Origin of the sequence: Halomonas caseinilytica (assembly GCF_001662305.1) — a bacterium.
In the GTDB taxonomy this organism is placed as follows: domain Bacteria; phylum Pseudomonadota; class Gammaproteobacteria; order Pseudomonadales; family Halomonadaceae; genus Halomonas; species Halomonas caseinilytica.
Window position 1 is genome coordinate 1 of the sequence record NZ_BDEP01000009.1, and the last position, 16,746, is coordinate 16,746.

General features: G+C 64.0%; 16 protein-coding genes and 1 rRNA gene. 8 read left to right on the forward strand and 9 right to left on the reverse strand.

What is annotated here, in order from left to right:
- The first annotated feature begins 180 nt into the window (after positions 1-180).
- The 3 genes from rrf (at position 181) to rlmM (ending at position 3,279) form a co-directional block, all read left to right on the forward strand.
- Positions 181-295: ribosomal RNA gene (gene rrf / locus A9O65_RS05935) — 5S ribosomal RNA — on the forward strand.
- Between the two features lie 194 nt (positions 296-489).
- Positions 490-2,070: a BCCT family transporter gene (locus A9O65_RS05940; protein WP_064700650.1), complete on the forward strand. Its 1,581-nt coding sequence runs from the start codon at positions 490-492 to the stop codon at positions 2,068-2,070.
- Between the two features lie 144 nt (positions 2,071-2,214).
- Positions 2,215-3,279: a 23S rRNA (cytidine(2498)-2'-O)-methyltransferase RlmM gene (gene rlmM, locus A9O65_RS05945; protein WP_437438259.1), complete on the forward strand. Its 1,065-nt coding sequence runs from the start codon at positions 2,215-2,217 to the stop codon at positions 3,277-3,279.
- Between the two features lie 24 nt (positions 3,280-3,303).
- Here the strand turns inward: rlmM and A9O65_RS05950 are convergent, their stop codons facing one another.
- The gene (locus tag A9O65_RS05950; protein WP_064700648.1) at positions 3,304-3,591 is read right to left on the reverse strand and encodes an antibiotic biosynthesis monooxygenase family protein; all 288 of its coding nucleotides are present in this window, start codon (positions 3,589-3,591) and stop codon (positions 3,304-3,306) included.
- Positions 3,592-3,635: 44 nt separating this feature from the next.
- Here A9O65_RS05950 and tusA point away from each other — a divergent pair, with 44 nt between their 5' ends.
- A complete protein-coding gene (gene tusA, locus A9O65_RS05955) occupies positions 3,636-3,893 on the forward strand; it encodes a sulfurtransferase TusA (protein ID WP_064701608.1) in 258 nt (85 codons plus the stop codon).
- Positions 3,894-3,926: 33 nt separating this feature from the next.
- Here the strand turns inward: tusA and A9O65_RS05960 are convergent, their stop codons facing one another.
- The 3 genes from A9O65_RS05960 to A9O65_RS05970 form a co-directional block, all read right to left on the reverse strand.
- Positions 3,927-4,634 carry a hypothetical protein gene (locus tag A9O65_RS05960; RefSeq protein ID WP_064700646.1) on the reverse strand — a complete coding sequence of 236 codons (708 nt, stop codon included), beginning with the start codon at positions 4,632-4,634 and terminating at the stop codon, positions 3,927-3,929.
- 175 nt (positions 4,635-4,809) lie between these two features.
- Positions 4,810-5,850: a DUF3080 family protein gene (locus A9O65_RS05965; protein ID WP_082920120.1), complete on the reverse strand. Its 1,041-nt coding sequence runs from the start codon at positions 5,848-5,850 to the stop codon at positions 4,810-4,812.
- Complete coding sequence (locus A9O65_RS05970) at positions 5,822-7,273, reverse strand: MATE family efflux transporter (protein WP_064701609.1); 1,452 nt, start codon at positions 7,271-7,273, stop codon at positions 5,822-5,824. Before A9O65_RS05970 ends, A9O65_RS05965 begins: the two co-directional genes overlap by 29 nt.
- Positions 7,274-7,422: 149 nt before the next feature.
- Here A9O65_RS05970 and A9O65_RS05975 point away from each other — a divergent pair, with 149 nt between their 5' ends.
- Positions 7,423-7,986, forward strand: a complete 564-nt coding sequence (locus A9O65_RS05975) for an elongation factor P hydroxylase (RefSeq protein WP_064701610.1) — start codon at positions 7,423-7,425, stop codon at positions 7,984-7,986.
- Positions 7,987-7,992: 6 nt separating this feature from the next.
- Here the strand turns inward: A9O65_RS05975 and A9O65_RS05980 are convergent, their stop codons facing one another.
- Positions 7,993-8,472: a hypothetical protein gene (locus A9O65_RS05980; RefSeq protein WP_064700643.1), complete on the reverse strand. Its 480-nt coding sequence runs from the start codon at positions 8,470-8,472 to the stop codon at positions 7,993-7,995.
- Positions 8,473-8,474: 2 nt separating this feature from the next.
- A complete protein-coding gene (locus A9O65_RS05985) occupies positions 8,475-9,359 on the reverse strand; it encodes a TatD family hydrolase (protein ID WP_064700642.1) in 885 nt (294 codons plus the stop codon).
- A 113-nt stretch (positions 9,360-9,472) separates the two neighbouring features.
- Between A9O65_RS05985 and A9O65_RS05990 the strand changes: the two genes are divergently transcribed.
- Complete coding sequence (locus tag A9O65_RS05990; protein WP_064701611.1) at positions 9,473-11,416, forward strand: ATP-binding cassette domain-containing protein; 1,944 nt, start codon at positions 9,473-9,475, stop codon at positions 11,414-11,416.
- 67 nt (positions 11,417-11,483) lie between these two features.
- Here A9O65_RS05990 and A9O65_RS05995 read toward each other — a convergent pair whose 3' ends face one another.
- Positions 11,484-11,945 (reverse strand): universal stress protein, encoded by a 462-nt coding sequence (locus A9O65_RS05995; RefSeq protein WP_064700640.1) that lies wholly within the window; start codon positions 11,943-11,945, stop codon positions 11,484-11,486.
- 152 nt (positions 11,946-12,097) lie between these two features.
- On the opposite strand from A9O65_RS05995, the gene A9O65_RS06000 reads away from it, so the two are divergent.
- Positions 12,098-12,655 carry a hypothetical protein gene (locus A9O65_RS06000; protein WP_064701612.1) on the forward strand — a complete coding sequence of 186 codons (558 nt, stop codon included), beginning with the start codon at positions 12,098-12,100 and terminating at the stop codon, positions 12,653-12,655.
- On the opposite strand, the gene slyA is transcribed toward A9O65_RS06000, so the two are convergent.
- Both slyA and A9O65_RS06010 read right to left on the reverse strand, forming a co-directional pair.
- The gene (gene slyA, locus A9O65_RS06005; RefSeq protein ID WP_064700638.1) at positions 12,652-13,092 is read right to left on the reverse strand and encodes a transcriptional regulator SlyA; all 441 of its coding nucleotides are present in this window, start codon (positions 13,090-13,092) and stop codon (positions 12,652-12,654) included. The two genes, A9O65_RS06000 and slyA, sit on opposite strands and share 4 nt — an antisense overlap.
- 75 nt (positions 13,093-13,167) lie before the next feature.
- On the reverse strand, positions 13,168-14,388 hold the full coding sequence (locus A9O65_RS06010) for a DUF5924 family protein (RefSeq protein ID WP_064700637.1): 1,221 nt from the start codon (positions 14,386-14,388) through the stop codon (positions 13,168-13,170).
- A 156-nt stretch (positions 14,389-14,544) separates the two neighbouring features.
- On the opposite strand from A9O65_RS06010, the gene fadB reads away from it, so the two are divergent.
- A complete protein-coding gene (gene fadB / locus A9O65_RS06015; protein ID WP_064701613.1) occupies positions 14,545-16,734 on the forward strand; it encodes a fatty acid oxidation complex subunit alpha FadB in 2,190 nt (729 codons plus the stop codon).
- Positions 16,735-16,746: the final 12 nt, after the last annotated feature.

A 16,746-nucleotide genomic window follows, 5' to 3' on the forward strand; every position in this document is an offset into this window, starting at 1 on the left:
GAAGGGTGCAGAAAGAATAGCTGGTTGATAGGCCGGATGTGGACGAGCTGCAAGGCGTTGAGCTGAACGGTACTAATGGAACGTGAGGCTTGACCATATAACACCCAAGGAGTCTGGATGACAGACGACGCCGGGTACGTACGAGACGTATCGTCAGCAGGATTGCATTGATTTTTTTCGCCTGACGACCATAGCGAGTGGGCACCACCTGATCCCATGCCGAACTCAGCAGTGAAACCGCTCAGCGCCGATGGTAGTGTGGGAGTTCCCATGCGAGAGTAGGTCATCGTCAGGCACTTACACCGAGAAAACCCCGGCCTCATTGAGGTCGGGGTTTTTTTATATCAGGCCTTTCAGGCTCGTTCGTTGCCATTATCCACTTCTGGCCACCCAAGTGCGGGTGGCGACGTATTCATCCTTCCCCGGTTGAATGACACTCTCGCCAGCAAGAGGAGGCGGGTCCGCTGACGGACCAGGCCAATATCTCGCATGACCAATACGCAAAGCAAAGACGCTACTCGATCCTCCCGCGCGCTTGGTGATCCCCTGGTGCTCGCCCTGAGCGTGGGCTTCATACTAGGGTTTATCGCCTTGTCGCTGTATGACATCGACATGGTGGCGGAAAGTATCTCCGCCGGGTTTGCCTGGACCGCCAAGACCCTGGGGAGTTATTTCCAACTGCTGCTGTTGTTGACCTTCCTGGTCGCCATGGGGCTGGCGTTCACCCCGGCGGCGAGCGCCAGGATCGGCGGTCTCGAACGCCCGGAATTGAGTACCTTCAAGTGGCTTTCGATCATCATGTGTACCCTGTTGGCGGGAGGCGGTGTCTTCTTCGCTGCCGGCGAGCCGGTCTACCATTTCATCGTGACGCCGCCGGCCTTCGACACCGAGGCGGGCACGACGGAGGCGATTGCCGGGGCCCTGGCGCAATCCTTCATGCATTGGGGATTCCTGGCCTGGGCCGTGCTGGGTTCCTTGACTGCCGTGGTGCTGGCTCGGGCTCATTATGATGAGGGGCATCCCTTGCAGCCTCGTACCCTGCTGATGCCGGTGCTGGGCAAGCGCCTGGTGAGCGGCTGGCTGGGGGGTGTCGTCGACGCCTTGTGCGTGATTGCTGTGGTGGCCGGTACGGTCGGGCCAATCGGTTTTCTCGCCACCCAGGTCAGCTTTGGACTACATGAGCTATTCGGTGTGTCGGAAGGCTATGGCACTCAGTTGATCATTCTGGCGGTGCTGGGCGGCGTCTATGTCACCTCGGCGGTCACGGGGATTCATCGAGGCATTCAGGTTCTCAGTCGTTTCAATGTCTTTCTGGCACTGGCCATTGCCTCGGTCATCTTTCTCTTCGGGCCGACACTCTTTCTGGTCGATGCCTATACTCAAGGGTTCGGCGAATATCTTTCTTCCTTCTTCACCATGGCGACCATGACGTCGCAGACGGCACCCGACTGGTGGATGCAGTGGTGGACGGTATTCTTCTTCTCCTGGTTCATCGGGTATGGGCCCTTGATGGCGATTTTCGTGGCTCGTATCTCTCGAGGGAGAACCATTCGCCAGATGATTCTGGCCGTCGCGGTCATGGCGCCGATCGCCACGACCGTCTGGTTCACCCTGATGGGTGGCTCGGGCATCCATTATCAATTGACCGGCGCCATTGAGCTCACCGAGGCCTTGAACAACTTTCAATTCGATGTGGCGACGCTGACGGTGGCCCAGGCCTTGCCGGGCGGTACCTTGATGGCGCTGGCCGTGCTGGTGTTGACGACGATTTTCGTGGCCACCACGGGGGATTCGATGAGCTATGCCATCTCGGTGGTCGGATCGGGGCACGATGAGCCCAGCGCCCTGATTCGCGCCTTCTGGGGTGTCACCATGGCACTGATGGCAGCGATTCTGTTGCGCATGGGGGCAGGGCAGATCGGTGCTCTCCAGCAGTTCATCGTGATCACCGCCATCCCCGTATCGCTGGTGCTGTTACCGTCACTGTGGACGGGGCCTCAGGCGGCTCGTGCCATGGCGCTGGAGCAGGGAGTGATCGGCGATAGCCGTCGACCGCATCCGGCTCGCTGACGTTCGCGCCGAACGTCGTCTCGTCAGGGCTCGGCCTGCTAAGATACTGGCTTCTCAAGGGCGCCGCCCCAGCAGTGGCCGTATGTCCATGGCCGCGGCCCGATAGGGAAGAGCGTTTCGATCAGAGGAGTCTCGTCGTTGAAGATCGTCCCCAATGAGCTGTTGCTCTATTGTCGCCCCGGCTTCGAGGCCGATCTGGCGGCAGAAATGCTGGAGAAGGCCGCTCTGTCCGGCATCGGTGGTGCGCCACGCTTCGAGCGTGGTGGGGGCCATGTACGCTTCGAAGTGGTCGATGGGACCTCCGCCAACGAAATGCATCGTGCCCTGCCGCTCGCATCGCTGGTTTTCGCACGGCAGAGCCTGGTGGCGTTACCGCCGCTGACCCTCGATCGTGCTGATCGGCTGGGGGCGATCATGGCACAGGTCCGGGACAGTGGCTGGAGTTGCGAGGCGGTCTGGCAGGAGACGCCGGATACCAATGACGCCAAGGCGCTGGCGGGATTGATCAAGGCGCTGAAACGGCCACTGGAGGCGCAATTGCGCAAGGCGGGCGTGCTGCGCCGCAAGGCGGGAGGGCGACGTCTGCACCTGCTGTGGAGTGATGGGGATCGGGTGCAACTGGGCATGAGTTTTCCCGGCAATCGCTGTGAGCAGCTCGGCGGCATCCGTCGGCTACGTTTTCCCTCCCGGGCGCCGAGCCGTTCGACACTCAAGCTCGAGGAAGCCTGGCACGAGTTCGTCCCGGCGGAACAGTGGCCGACCCGACTGAGCGATGGCATGCAGGCGGCCGATCTCGGTGCGGCCCCGGGCGGCTGGACCTGGCAGCTGGTCCAGCGGGGCATGCAGGTCTTTGCCATCGACAATGGGCCGATGGATCCTGAGCTGATGGCATCCGGCCTGGTAGAGCATCTGCGCGAGGATGGTTTCGTCTGGACGCCCCCGGCTCGCCTGGACTGGCTGGTCTGCGACATCGTCGACAAGCCGTCTCGAGTGATCACCATGGTCGAACGCTGGCTCACGCGACGCTGGTGTCGCGAGGCGGTGTTCAATCTCAAGTTGCCGATGAAGCGCCGCTGGGAAGCGGTGTCGGAAGGCTTGAGGCGTCTGTCGACATCCTTGGCGCGTGCCGGTGTGAAGGCCGAGATCGCCTGCCGTCACCTCTACCATGACCGGGAAGAGGTGACGGTGCACGTTAGGCTGCTCGATTAGATGCCATCGCCCAGGGGCGGGGAGTCAGTAGCTGGGCTCGTAGATGCGGATGCGCTCTTCCTCGGTCAGTAGGGGTTGCAGGCGTTGCATGGCCCGGGCACGGTGCTCGCTGTTGACCCAGTCTTTCCAGGCACGCATGTCGCGCCATTTGGTGATCACCAGGCGCCGGTCGCTGTGCCCCATCTCGACGAGGGTCTCGCCGCTGACGAAGCCCGATGCGCCAAGCGATTGACGTATGGCCTCGCGGGCGGCTTCCTCGTATTCTTCTTCGAGTCCGGGCATGATACGACGCTCGATAATGACCTTGATCATCCAGCCACTCCCTATGCTTGTTCTTCGACACGATGAGGTTATCGATGGTTGATTCTGCGGATTCCCTGCCGAGCTGTCATGCAGAACTGGATACCACGGGACTCTACTGCCCGGAGCCGATCATGCTGATGCACAACAAGGTGCGTGACATGAAATCGGGGGAAGTCCTCAAGGTGATCGCCAGCGATCCGGCGACCACCCGGGACGTCCCGAAGTTCTGTGGTTTTCTCGGCCATGAACTGTTGCATCAGCGCGAGGAAGATGGGCATTACCTCTATTTCATTCGTCTCGGTCACTCATGACGGTGCGACCCCGCTCGCGTAATCCCGGCTTCCCTAGTCATCTTGCTGATGGTCCGGCATGACCATCAGTGCCAGGGCCTCCAGGGTGGCTGGATCCTCCCGGCGGATGCGGTTGGCGATCTGGCGCTGGAAGAAGTAGACCACGCGGTGGCGGCTATGGCCGGTATACAGGCAAGGGTCGCCGGGCAGAATCGGCGTGGAGTCGATCAACTGTTCGTCGGCGAGCAGGGCCTCCACGGCGCCATCACTGTACAGTCGCCAACCGAAGACCTGCTTCAGTTGCCAGGGGGCCTCGCTGTCGTCCATGCACAGCGCATGGGTTCCCTGGGTCTCGGGTAACTGCTGGATCAGGGTCGGCTCGCGGGTCGACTCGTACTCGAAGTAGGCCGCGGCCTGTTCGAGCTCGAACACCTTGTGGTCCGGCGCCTCCTCGAACAGCTCCTCGGTCTCGGGATCGCGATAGCCGATGAAGTGGCCGTGCTCGGGGTCGTCGAGCTGCTGGCAGGGCGTGAGGCTTTCCATCCACGGCACCAGACCGGTGACATGGCCGTCTTCGCGGATGCCCCAGGCGAGCAGGGGCATGCCGTAGTAGGCGTCGGGCTCGGAGGGCAGCTGATAGACCATTTCCAGGCCGTCCAGCTCCGGCGAGAGGCGGATCAGGCGTCGCCTGGCCTCCTGGCGTTGGCGCATGGTGTCCAGATCGATGACCTGGGCGGGGCGCGGTGACAGCGGGATACCCATGAAGTCCCTCCTGCTGCTGCGTGGTCACGTCATTGGCATTGGAGGGGCGGGCAACGAGGCGGGCGTCATCCAATGCCCATTCCCTGTTGCGACGTCCCCCGGCCGGTCGGCAGCGCACAACGTCACTGTTCTTCCATCAATAGCACAGAGTGATGACCCCGTTAAGCCCTTCCCGTCATCGACAGGACTCCGATAGTCGCAGGCGGAGTGCCTGATGTCGTTGTCGAGCGCTGACCATCGCGGGCCAAGGGGCCTTCGGGTTGTCCAGGGAAAGCCAGCGGTGGCGGTAGTCGGCGATCGCCGTCGGGGGCTCCAGCGGGTGGGCCTCGAGCAGGTCATGGATAGCACCCAGCCAGCGGGCCGACTGGTCTTCGAGCCGTGTCAGCCAGCGATTCAGTGACGCCATGTCGGGGAGTGGGAGAGCGGTGTGGCACTCCTCGGCTCGTGCCAGCGCCGTCTCGAGCAGTGATGAGGCTTCCGTCAGACGTTGTTCGGCCAGTTGCAGGGCACGCAGCAATTCGGCCGTCAGGGGCCGCTGACGCAGGGTGTTCAGGTGGCGCTCAAGCGTCGCGGAGTCTGGCGTCCAGCCGGGATCGAACTGGCGCTTCGCCGCTTCGCGCAGGTAGGCGAGGGCGGGCAGTTGCTCGTCCACCGCGCTCAGGGCATCAGGTGGCAGTGGCGAGCTGGCTCGTGAAAAACTGTCGACCCATTCGCTCGAATCGAACAGCGCATTCCAACTGGCTCGGGGCAGGCGTTCGGTCTTGAGCTGGGTCAGCCGCGCCAGGCGCTGACGATCGTCGGCATCGAGGGAATCCGGTACGTTCGTGTTCCAGCAGTCGTTGAGACGCCGCCATAGCTTGAGCTCGTAGAGCCAGCGTTGGCTGGGGGCCGCCACGCGGCCCAGCTGATTGTTGCGCTTGGCGACCAGTTGGCTGATGTGGCAACCGCGCAGGGCGTAGACGTCGATCAGGCTGTGGCGAATTTCCTCAAGCGGGAAGCGCCGTGCCTGGCGTTCCGGGAAGTCACCGATGTTGGCCGGTGTGGCGGGTTCCGGTGGCGAGAGCGCCAGGTGCGAGGCGAGACGATGCTGGTAATCCTGCAAGCGCCGTTCGGCTGCGCCATCGGCGCAGCCGGCAAGCCAGCCGATCAGCAGCAACAGCGCGAGCGTCGGTCGCCACCGCCGGGGATCACCGGGTATCAGGAATTGCCTCGTCACCACGTGCCACCGCCTTGCTGCGTCGTCTCAAGCGCTCTCCGAGCAGAATGGCGGCCACTGTCAGGCCGGCGATCAGGCCGGTCCAGTAGCCATGTACCCCCATGGGCGCCAGAGTATCGAACAACCCGTATACGCCCAGCCAGTGGCCGCCACCCAGTCCCACCAGCCAATAGGCCACCATGGTGATCAGCATGATCACGCGGGTGTCCTTGTAGCCGCGCAGGGCACCGGCCAGGCTGACCTGGAGGGAGTCGGAAACCTGGTAGATCATGGCCAGGCCGATCAGTGACAGCGTCAGTTGCTGGACCGCGCTATCGTGCGTATAGAGGTCGATCACCGGCCCTGCCGTCAGCCACAGTATCAGGCTGTTGAGCAAGGCCACCATCAGGGCGATCAGGATGCCATTCCAGGCCACCAGGCGGGCGAGTTCCGGCCGCCCTTGGCCGAGGGTGTTACCGACACGGACCGTGAGTGCCATGCCCAGCGACAGGGGAAGCATGAACAGCAAGCCGGTGTAGTTGAGCGCCACCTGATGCGCGGCCACGGTCACTTCGCCGAGACTGGCAATGAACAGAGCGATCAGCGTGAACAGCGTGACCTCGACGAAGATCGCCACGCCGATGGGAACCCCAACATGCAGCAGCTCGCCGATCAGCCGCCAGCGCGGGGGCGCCGGGTCGCGCCATAGCTCGATGTCGCCGTAGGCACGGCTGCGGCGGGTGTAAGCGGCCATGGTCAGGCCCATGACCCACATGGAGAGGGCGGTGGCAATGCCGCAGCCCGTGGCGCCCAGCGCCGGAATGGCCTGCAGGGGAGCCGGAACCCCGTCGCCCAGCAAGGACGTGAGGCCCTCGCCGCCGTAGATCAGGAGGTAGTTGCTGGGCACGTTGACGGCCAGCCCGACCAGGCTGATCCACAGCGCCGGGCGCGTGTGGTTCATGCCGTCGGAAAAGGCGCGCAGGGACTGGAAGATTGCCACGCCAGGCATGCCGAAGCCTACCGCCGCGAGATAGCCGGCCGAGCGCCTGGCGACTTCATCGGGCACACCCATTGCCGCGAAGATCGGCATCACTGCCGTCCACAGCAGCATAGCCGACAGGATTCCCAGCGTGAGGCCGATCCACAGGGCCTGGTGTACCTGAACGCGAATGCCCGCGCGACGCCCGGCGCCGAGCAGGTGCGCCACCACCGGCGTCAGCCCCATCAGGGTGCCGGTCATGAACAGCATCAGTGGCATCCACAGGCTGGAGCCTACCGAGACCGCTGCCAGATCGGTAGCGCTCAGTCGGCCCGTCATCATCACGTCCACGACACTCATGCCGGCCTGGGCGAGCTGGGCGCCGCAGATGGGCAGGGCGAGACGGATCAGAGGGCCGGTGTCGCGGCGTGACACCTCGCGCAAATCGGTGATGAATCGAGCCACGGCTCATGCTCCATGCAAATGACGAAACGCCCCGGGCGTCATGCATGCGGGGGAGCAACATAGTCTATCAGCGGGGGGCGGTTTTCGCTCCTGTGGGCGGCTCGCTATACTACGCGCCCATTCCTGCCCCCCATCATTCAGGAGCCCGTGTGATACACCGTCTCGACGATGTCATCGCCCTGTTCGACGGCCTTTTCATGTCGAGCCACCGTACTCGTCTGGTGCGCGGCGAAGACGAGCCAATCTACCTGCCGGCCGATGCCTCGCATCCCTGGCACAGGGTGATCTTTGCCCATGGCTTCTATGCCAGCGCTCTGCACGAGATCAGCCACTGGTGCATTGCCGGTGCACGGCGACGCCAGCTGGAGGATTACGGCTACTGGTACCAGCCCGATGGCCGGGACACTGGCCAGCAGCGCGAGTTCGAATCGGTGGAGGTGAGTCCCCAGGCCCTGGAGCTGTTGTTCTCCCGGGCCTGTGGCTTGCGCTTCAACGTCAGCGTCGACAATCTTGGCGGTGAGGCCGAGGTCGATCGAGAGGCGTTTCGCTCCCGGGTCGAGGCGCGAGCCGCACGTTACGAGACCGAGGGTCTGCCGCAACGTGCCGAGGCCTTTCGTACGGCGTTGGCGGCGTTCTACGGTGAACGTCTCCCGCTCGAGGAGGCGCTGGCAGCGGGACGACGATGCCTGGAGGGCTCTCCTGAGCCGGCGTGAGGCGTGTCAGGTGTCCTCGTTGATCCTCATGTGCAGGGCGAGCATCACCTGGATTTCCTCTTCGGGGCGCAGCGGCTCGAGCCCCAGTTCGCCGAACAGGTCTCCCCTGGCGCGGGCCCATTCTCCGGGCTCCAGGCCATTGTAGAGGCTCTCGGCGGGGGCCAGCTCGACGAACGGATCCAGCCCATAGGTCTCGAAGAGCCGTGACAGGGCGGCCTCGTCATCGCCGACGCCAGCGGTGTAGAGCGTGGCATTGAAGTGGTCGGTCTCCAGCTCGCGGATCACGTCCAGCGGGCTCACGCCCATGCTGTTGAGCTCTTCCAGGCTGTAGTCGCCCAGCGAGACCAGCTCGTCCTCGAGCCAGTTGTTGTCCGGCTGGATCAGGGTGTGCTTGACGCGGCCATCCGGCAGGGTCCAAGCGATGGAAAGCGGCAGGTCCCCGTCGTTGCCGGTCTCGATCGCGATGAAAGCGGGCAGCTCATCCATGGTCAATGCCCCTCCTCGAGGGCAGGGTGGTTGTCATCCGCCGCCTCGAGCCGGAAGAAGCGGCGAGCGGTCGCGGTGGTGGCCCGAGCCAGTTCGGCTTCCGTCAGGCCACGCCAGTGAGCGATCTCGCGCACGATCCACGGCAGCAGGGCGGGTTCGTGGCGTCTGCCCTTGAGTTTGGCAGGTAAATTGCGAGGCAGCAGGTAAGGGCAGTCGGTTTCCACCATCAGGCGCTCCAGGGGGATGTCGCCGACCAGCTCACGCAAGTGATGGCCTCGTCGCTCGTCGCATAGCCAGCCGGTCAGGCCGATGTGCAGGTCGAGGTCGAGATAACCGTGCAGAGTGCGGCGCTCCCCGGTGAAGCAGTGCACCACCGCTTGGGAGATGTCGTCGCGCCAGGCATGCAGGATATCGTGCAGGCGTGCACCGGCGTCGCGCTCATGAACGAACAGAGGGAGCCCGCTTTCGGCCGCGAGGCCGAGCTGGGCCTCGAAGGCACGTTCCTGTTCGGCCGGCGTGGAGAAGTTGCGATTGAAGTCCAGACCACATTCCCCGACCGCGACCACTTCGGGCCGGCGGTGGAGCTCACGCATGCTGGCTTCCAGAGAGGATGACCACTCGCTGGCGCCGTGGGGGTGCAAGCCGGCGGTGGCATAGAGGCCGGCATGTTCGCGGGCCAGGGCGGCGGCCTGCTCGGCGTGCTCGCGGTCCGTGCCGGTCAGGATCAACGATGTGACTCCGGCATGCCGGGCCCGCTCGAGAGTCGCGTCCAGATCCTGGGCGAAGCTTGGGTGGGTCAGGTTGGCGCCGATGTCCACCAGCGGTGCCGGTGAGCGGAACCTCAATGCTTCGGGCAAGCCTTCGTCGCGTGGGGTGGTATCGGCCAAGACGGCATCCTCCTGTGCAGCGGTCGCGTATTGTACCCGGCGAAGATGGGATGGGGCCACGTCAGAGCCGTCATACGTTACACTGGCGCCCTCATGAACCTGGAGGTGTGCGAGTGACCCTGCTACGTCTGGAACGGCTGCAACTGGCCTATGGTCCCCAGGTGCTTCTCGACGGTGCCGACCTGGTGCTGGAAAAGGGCGAGCGCCTGGCTTTGGTAGGCCGCAATGGCACCGGCAAGTCGACCCTGCTCAAGCTGGTGGCCGGCGAGATCACCCCCGATGGTGGCGACATCTGGCGAGCCCCGGGACTCAAGATCGGCGTGCTGGCCCAGGAGTTGCCCGACGCCACCGGGGCGACCATCTTCGATGTCGTGGCCCAGGGGCTGCCCGAGGCCGGTGAGCTGCTGTCCGAATATCATCACCTGGTGCAGGCTGATGATCCCGACATGACGCGCATGGCACAGTTGCAGAGCCGTATCGAGGCGATCGATGGCTGGTCCTTCCATCAGCGTATCGATGTGGTGTTGACGCGACTGGGCCTGCCGGAAGACGCCGAAATGTCCGGACTCTCCGGCGGCTGGCGCCGGCGGGTGGCATTGGCGCGTGCGCTGGTCGCCGAGCCCGACCTGCTGCTGCTCGACGAGCCGACCAACCACCTTGATCTGGATACCATCGCCTGGTTGGAAGAGCAGCTTTCTGCCTTCAACGGGGCCGTGTTGTTCATCACCCACGACCGGGCCTTCCTGTCGCGGCTGGCCACAGCGATTCTCGAACTCGACCGTGGACGCCTGGGGCGTTATCCCGGCGATTACGCCAAGTATCAGGAGCAGAAGACCCACGAGTTGGAAGTCGAGGCACGTGAGAACGCCGAATTCGACAAGAAACTGGCTCAGGAGGAAGCCTGGATCCGGCAGGGCATCAAGGCGCGACGTACCCGCAATGAAGGGCGCGTGCGAGCCCTGGAACAGATGCGACGCGAACGAAGCGAACGCCGCGAGCGCCAGGGGCGGGCCAATCTCGCCGTGGACAGCGGCGAGCGCAGTGGCAAGCGGGTCGTCGAGCTGGAGAATGTGACGCAGCGCTTCGGCAGCGACGTGGTGATCGACAATTTCAGCATCGAGATCCAGCGTGGTGACCGGATCGGCTTTATCGGCCGCAACGGTGCCGGCAAGACGACGCTGCTCAAGATCCTGCTCGGTGAGCTGGAGCCCAGCGAGGGACGCGTACGTGTCGGCACCAAGTTACAGGTGGCCTATTTCGACCAGTTGCGTGCCGGCCTGGAACCGGAAAAGACGGTCTATGAAAACGTCGCCCAGGGCAGCGACCGGGTCGAGGTCGGTGGCCGCGATCGCCATGTGATGAGCTATCTGCAGGATTTCCTGTTTACGCCGGAACGGGCGCGCCAGCCGGTCAAGGCGCTCTCGGGGGGCGAGTCCAATCGCTTGCTGCTGGCGCGGTTGTTCACCCAGCCGGCCAACGTGCTGGTGCTTGACGAGCCGACCAACGATCTGGATGTCGAGACCCTGGAACTGCTCGAGGAGTTGCTACTGAGCTTCGAGGGCACTCTGTTGCTGGTCTCTCATGATCGGGCCTTCATGGACAACGTGGTGACCAGCGTGCTGGCCTTCGAGGGCGAGGGAAAGGTGCGCGAGTACGTGGGCGGCTACAGCGACTGGGTGCGTCAGGGCGGCAAATTGCCGCCTGCGCCCTGGGAAGGCGCCGCGCGGCAACGGGCCGAGCCGGTGGCCGAGGGGGCGTCCGGCGGGTCCCGCAAGACGGCGGAAACCGCGTCAACGTCCACTGCCTCCCCGGCCCCCAGGCGAGTCAAGCTTTCCTACAAGCTGCAGCGCGAGCTGGATGGCCTGCCGGCGGAGATCGAACGCCTCGAAGGTGAGGTGGCCGAGTTTGAGCGCCAAGTGGGCGACCCGACGTTCTATCAGCAGGACCCCGATACCGTCACGGCGACCCTGCAGGCCTTGAACGACAAGCAGGCCGAGCTGGATGCGGCCATGGAGCGGTGGATGGAGCTTGAGGCGATGGTCGCGGGGGAGGGGTAAGCGGCGATTCGCTCGTCACGCGAATCCCTCGCTTCCCCCATGTTGATGGATGAATACCTGGGACGGGTTACTCGGCGCTTTCCTCGCCATCCTCACCGGTGCCGACGCGTACGGCCAGCACATCGCACTTGGCGCCGTGCAGTACCCCGGTGGAGGTGGAGCCCAGCAGCAGGGCAAAGCCGTGGCGGCCATGGGAGCCGACCACGATCAGGTCGACGCCTTGATCATCAGCGAAGCGGTGGATCTCGGTGTCGGGCATGCCGACCATGACGTGCTGGTTCTCGCGGGACACATGGGAATCGGCGATTTCGGCAAGACGCTGCTTGGCGTGTTCGTCGAGCTGATCCTGGATGCTGGTGAGATCCATGGGAATGTCGCCACCGTAGGCGAAGCCGAGCGGCTCCAGGGTGTGCATGATGGAAAGCTTGGCATGGTTACGGTCGGCGATATGTACCGCGCGCTCCAGAACCTTTTGGGAGTCCTTGGTCAGATCGACGGCGACCAGGATATGACGATATTCGTTGCTCATGTCGCATTCTCCGCAGCGGTGTCCAACGGTGTTGGTGACGGTCTTCCACTCTAGAATGCCAAGGGTGACAAGACAACGACTTGCATCGACGCAGAGAGTGCTGAATGACGATGTGCTATTCGACGACGCTTTCCGAACAGGCAGGATGACGAATGCTCTGGTTGATAATTCTCGGTGTGATGGGACTGGCCTTCGCGCCGATGATGGGGCTGCGGCCGAGCCAGCGACAACAGCGCGTGAAGGGGTTGCGTGACGGCGCCAGGGAAAGAGGGGTCGCCGTGAGGCTCGAGAGCTCGCCGCTGCACGATGATAGCGAGAGCCTCCCTGCTTACCGGTGGCGTTATCCGCCCCAGCGGCCTGGCCCTGATTTCCTGCTGGTGCGTGATGCCATGGCCAGCCAGGCGCTCAAGCCCTTTCTGCCGGGATGGCGCTGGCGCGTGGAGCCGCTGCGGCCGTTGCCCGAAACGGCGCATCGGCAACTGGAGGCGTTGCTGGACTGCCTGCCGGAAGATGCCGTCGTGGTCGAGTCCAGTGCGGCCTGCCTCACGCTGTGGTGGGACGAGTCTTGGTCGCTCGAGGCATTCTCGGACCTCGACGAACGCATGCAAGCGTTGCGCGACGACCTGGCTGGACGCCCGGACTACCCTGGCGCCCACCATAGTATGCAGGCGCCAAGCGTTCCGCCATCCCCCGGCGGAACGGGCCTCTAACCCTCTTCTCGCTCCTGGATCGCCAGCCCGTTGGCCTCGATGCGCGACAGCAGATCGATGAGATGCTCGACTTCGGCTTCGTCGAGGCCTTCCAGCATTTCCTTGCGGGCCTGCGTGACGACGCTTTCGATGCGCTCGAGCAGGGGCGTCGCCTTGTCGGTCAGGAAAATGCGCTTGGCTCGCCGGTCCTGACCACAGGGACGGCGCTCGATCAGGCCCTGTTCGGATAGCTGGTCGAGTGTGCGGACCAGCGAGGGCGCTTCGACGCCGATGGCCCGGGCAAGATCGCACTGGGGCTGATCATCGCCCATTTTCCACAGGTGATAGAGTGTGACCCAGCGTGTCTGGGTCAGCCCGTCAGGCGCCAGGCGTCGGTCAATGACGGCGCGCCAGAGGCGCGGCACACGGGCGAGCTGAAAGCCGATGTTCTGATGCATGGCGTGTCTACGTTGAAGAAATCTATTGGGATTGTCTGTAGCCCCGGCGTGGAATGCAACCTTATGGTTCGAAGGCTACTCGTTATCCTCTGAGGAAGGGGAAGCGTCGTCAACGGTATTTTGACTATTGATGTCGGAGGAACCCTCGGGACGCGCCACCAGTCGACGAATATCCAGCCCGGGCAGCCCCAGTGGAACGTCAATGCGGCCGTCGGCGAAGGTCGCCGCTTCGGCATCCGGCGCAACCTGGAAGCGCAGCACGCCGATCCGCTGGCCGCTGGCCGTCATCACGTCAATACGCCACCGGCCGGCGCTGTCGGCAGGGAAGTTGCGCTTGTGGGTCCAGGCGCGGTAGCCCTCCTCGCGTCCTCCCTGAATTTCGAGTGGAATGCGATCGATCAGTTCACCATCGTGGCGCCATGCATGCACTATCTGTTCGCGCAATCCCCTGGGGGCGTGGATGGCGGTGTAGGCATACAAGCCGTGCTCGGTCAGCGCGTCGGGGGTCAGGCGCAGTTGTCCCTGCGGTGAGCGGGTGGCGACATCGAATTCCGGAGAGAGGGCGCTGCCCGAGATCCACAGGCTGGCCGGCGGCACCCAGATCCTGCCGCCCCAGGCGATACCGGCCAGCAGAGGCAACAGGGCCAGCATGAGCAGCCAGCGGCGGGCCGTCATTGGGCGAAGCAGGTGCAACAGGCTTGGCAGGCTGAAGATCACCGTAGCCGCGAGGGCCAATAGCAAGCTCTGGCCGGTGGTCAGGTGCAGCAGTGTCGGCAGGGTCACCAGGACGACCAGGAACACGCACTGGGCGTGGAAGGCAAAGTAGAGCCCACGGCGTCGTTCGGCGAGTCTATAGTAGAGCGGGTCGAGGATGGAGAGTATCGCCAGGGCGACCATCGCGAGAGTGAAGAGCGCCTGGCCACTGGTCCATACCGTGGTCGCCAGCAGGAAGGGCAGCGTGAAGAAGAGGGTTTCCTGATGCACCATCTGGGCGATGAAGGTCGTCACGCCGCGTGGCAGGGTGGGGTAGCCGCGCCGGGCGAGGAGGCGGCCGATCAGGCTCTCCGAAAGCAGCAGCAACCAGGTCAGCAGCATGCCAAGGGTCAGCATGGCGCCGAGCCACTGTTGTCGCTCGACCAGGAAGAAACTGCCGGCGCCGGCCAGGAAGGCCACTGGCGGCCAGAGCCAGCTCCAGGGGCGGACTTTCTCGGCCAGCCGCTCTATACGCTGTTCCCAGGCGCCGAGACGAGAGGCGCCGCCAGGGCTGGGTGAAGGAGGCGCGGGCGGGCCATTCATGGACTGATTCGGTGACATGGTCGCAGTCTAACAGCTTGTGTCGTGGGCCGGGGAGCCGCGGTGAGCGCCTGTTCGAAGGACTTGACGTGGCGCCGGTAGTGGACCAAGCTGTCATGAATCAAACGGCCGTATGAATTCCTGCACGGAGATTCTTGGATGATCTATCAAGGCAATGCCATCTCGGTGGTTCGCGATGACGAGGGCATCGCGACCCTGACCTTCGACTTGAAGGATGAGTCGGTCAACAAGCTGTCCAGTGCCGTGATCCAGGAACTGGAGCAGGCGCTGGAGGCGCTGCGCGGTGAATCCGACATCGAAGGCCTGATACTGGCCAGCGCCAAGGAAGCCTTCATTGTCGGCGCTGACATCACCGAGTTCCACGGAATGTTCGCCAAGGGCGAGGACGAGATACAGGGCATGCTCGAGCGGGTGCACGGGATCTTCAACGGTCTCGAGGACCTGCCCTTTCCCACGGTCAGTGCCATCAACGGCCTGGCTCTGGGGGGGGGCTGCGAGGTGACGCTGGCTACTGATTTTCGCGTGATGAGCGAGGCCGCCAAGATCGGCCTGCCCGAGACCAAGCTCGGCATCCTGCCCGGTTGGGGAGGCTGTGTGCGCCTGCCGCGGTTGATCGGTGCCGACAACGCCATCGAATGGATTGCCGGCGGTACCGAGAATCGTGCCGATGCCTGCCTCTCGGTTGGGGCGGTCGATGCCGTGGTGCCGGGCGAATCGCTCGAGGCGGCGGCGCGCGATATCCTGGTTCGAGCGCGGAGTGGCGAGCTCGATTACCAGGCGCGCCGTGTAGAGAAGCGTGGCCCACTGGGGCTTGATGCCATCGAGCAGATGATGGCCTTCGAGACGGCCAAGGGATATGTGGCCGGCAAGGCCGGGCCGCATTACCCGGCACCGATCGAGGCGATCAAGGTCATCCAGAAGGGAGCCGGCGAGGAGCGCGACCGGGCTCAGGCCATCGAGGCCAAGGCATTCGGCAAGCTGGCGCTCACCGATGTCTGCTACAACCTGGTGGGTCTCTTCCTCAACGATCAGGTGGTCAAGAAGAAGGGCAGCCAGTACGAGAAGCAATCGGCGCCGGTGACGCGGGCCGGTGTGCTTGGCGCCGGTATCATGGGGGGCGGCATCGCCTACCAGAGCGCTTCCAAGGGCACGCCGATCCTGATGAAGGACATCAAGGACGAGGCGATCGAACTGGGGCTCAAGGAGGCTCGCAAGCTGTTCGCCAAGCAGGTGGAGCGCGGCAAGCTCTCCAACGAGCAGATGGCCGAGCGGCTCAGCAACATCCGGCCGACGCTTTCCTACGGCGATTTCGCCAATGTCGACCTGGTGGTCGAGGCGGTGGTCGAGAATCCCAAGGTCAAGGGAGCGGTGCTCGCCGAAGTCGAAGAGAACGTGAGCGAGGACACCATCCTCACCTCCAACACCTCGACCATCTCGATCACCCGGCTTGCCGAGAACCTGAAGCGGCCCGAGAACTTCTGCGGCATGCACTTCTTCAACCCGGTGCACCGCATGCCGTTGGTCGAGGTCATTCGCGGTGAAAAGACCGGCGATGGCGCCGTGGCCGCGACCGTGGCCTATGCCCGCAAGATGGGCAAGACACCGATCGTGGTCAACGACTGCCCGGGCTTTCTGGTCAACCGCGTGCTCTTCCCCTATTTCGGTGGCTTCAGCCAACTGATGGCCGCCGGGGCCGACTTCCAGCGCGTCGACAAGGTGATGGAGAAGTTCGGCTGGCCCATGGGGCCAGCGTATCTGCTCGACGTGGTCGGCATGGACACCGCCGTGCATGCCGGCGAGGTGATGGCCGAGGGCTTCCCGGATCGTATGGGTGGCCTGGGCGGCGCCGGTGAGGAAGGCCAGGGCAAGAGTGCCATCCAGGTGATGTTCGACAATGATCGCCTGGGTCAGAAGAACGCCAAGGGCTTCTACGCCTATGAGGAAGACAAGAAGGGCAAGCCGAAGAAGGTCAGCGACGAGGCGGCCATCGAGCTGGTCAAGGGAGTTGCCGAAACGGAACGCGAGTTTTCCGACGAGGACATCATCGCGCGGATGATGACGCCGCTGTGCCTGGAAACCGTGCGTTGCCTGGAGGATGGCATCGTCGGCACGCCGGCCGAGGCCGACATGGCGCTGATCTATGGCATCGGCTTCCCGCCGTTCCGGGGCGGTGCGCTGCGCTATATCGACGCCATAGGGCTGGAAGCGTTCGTTGCCCAGGCCGACGAGCTGGCCGCCGAACTCGGGGCACTCTACGCGCCGACCGAGAAGCTGCGCGAGATGGCGCGCAACGGCGAGCGTTTCTATCAGGATGCCGCCGAGGCCTGATTTACCACGTGC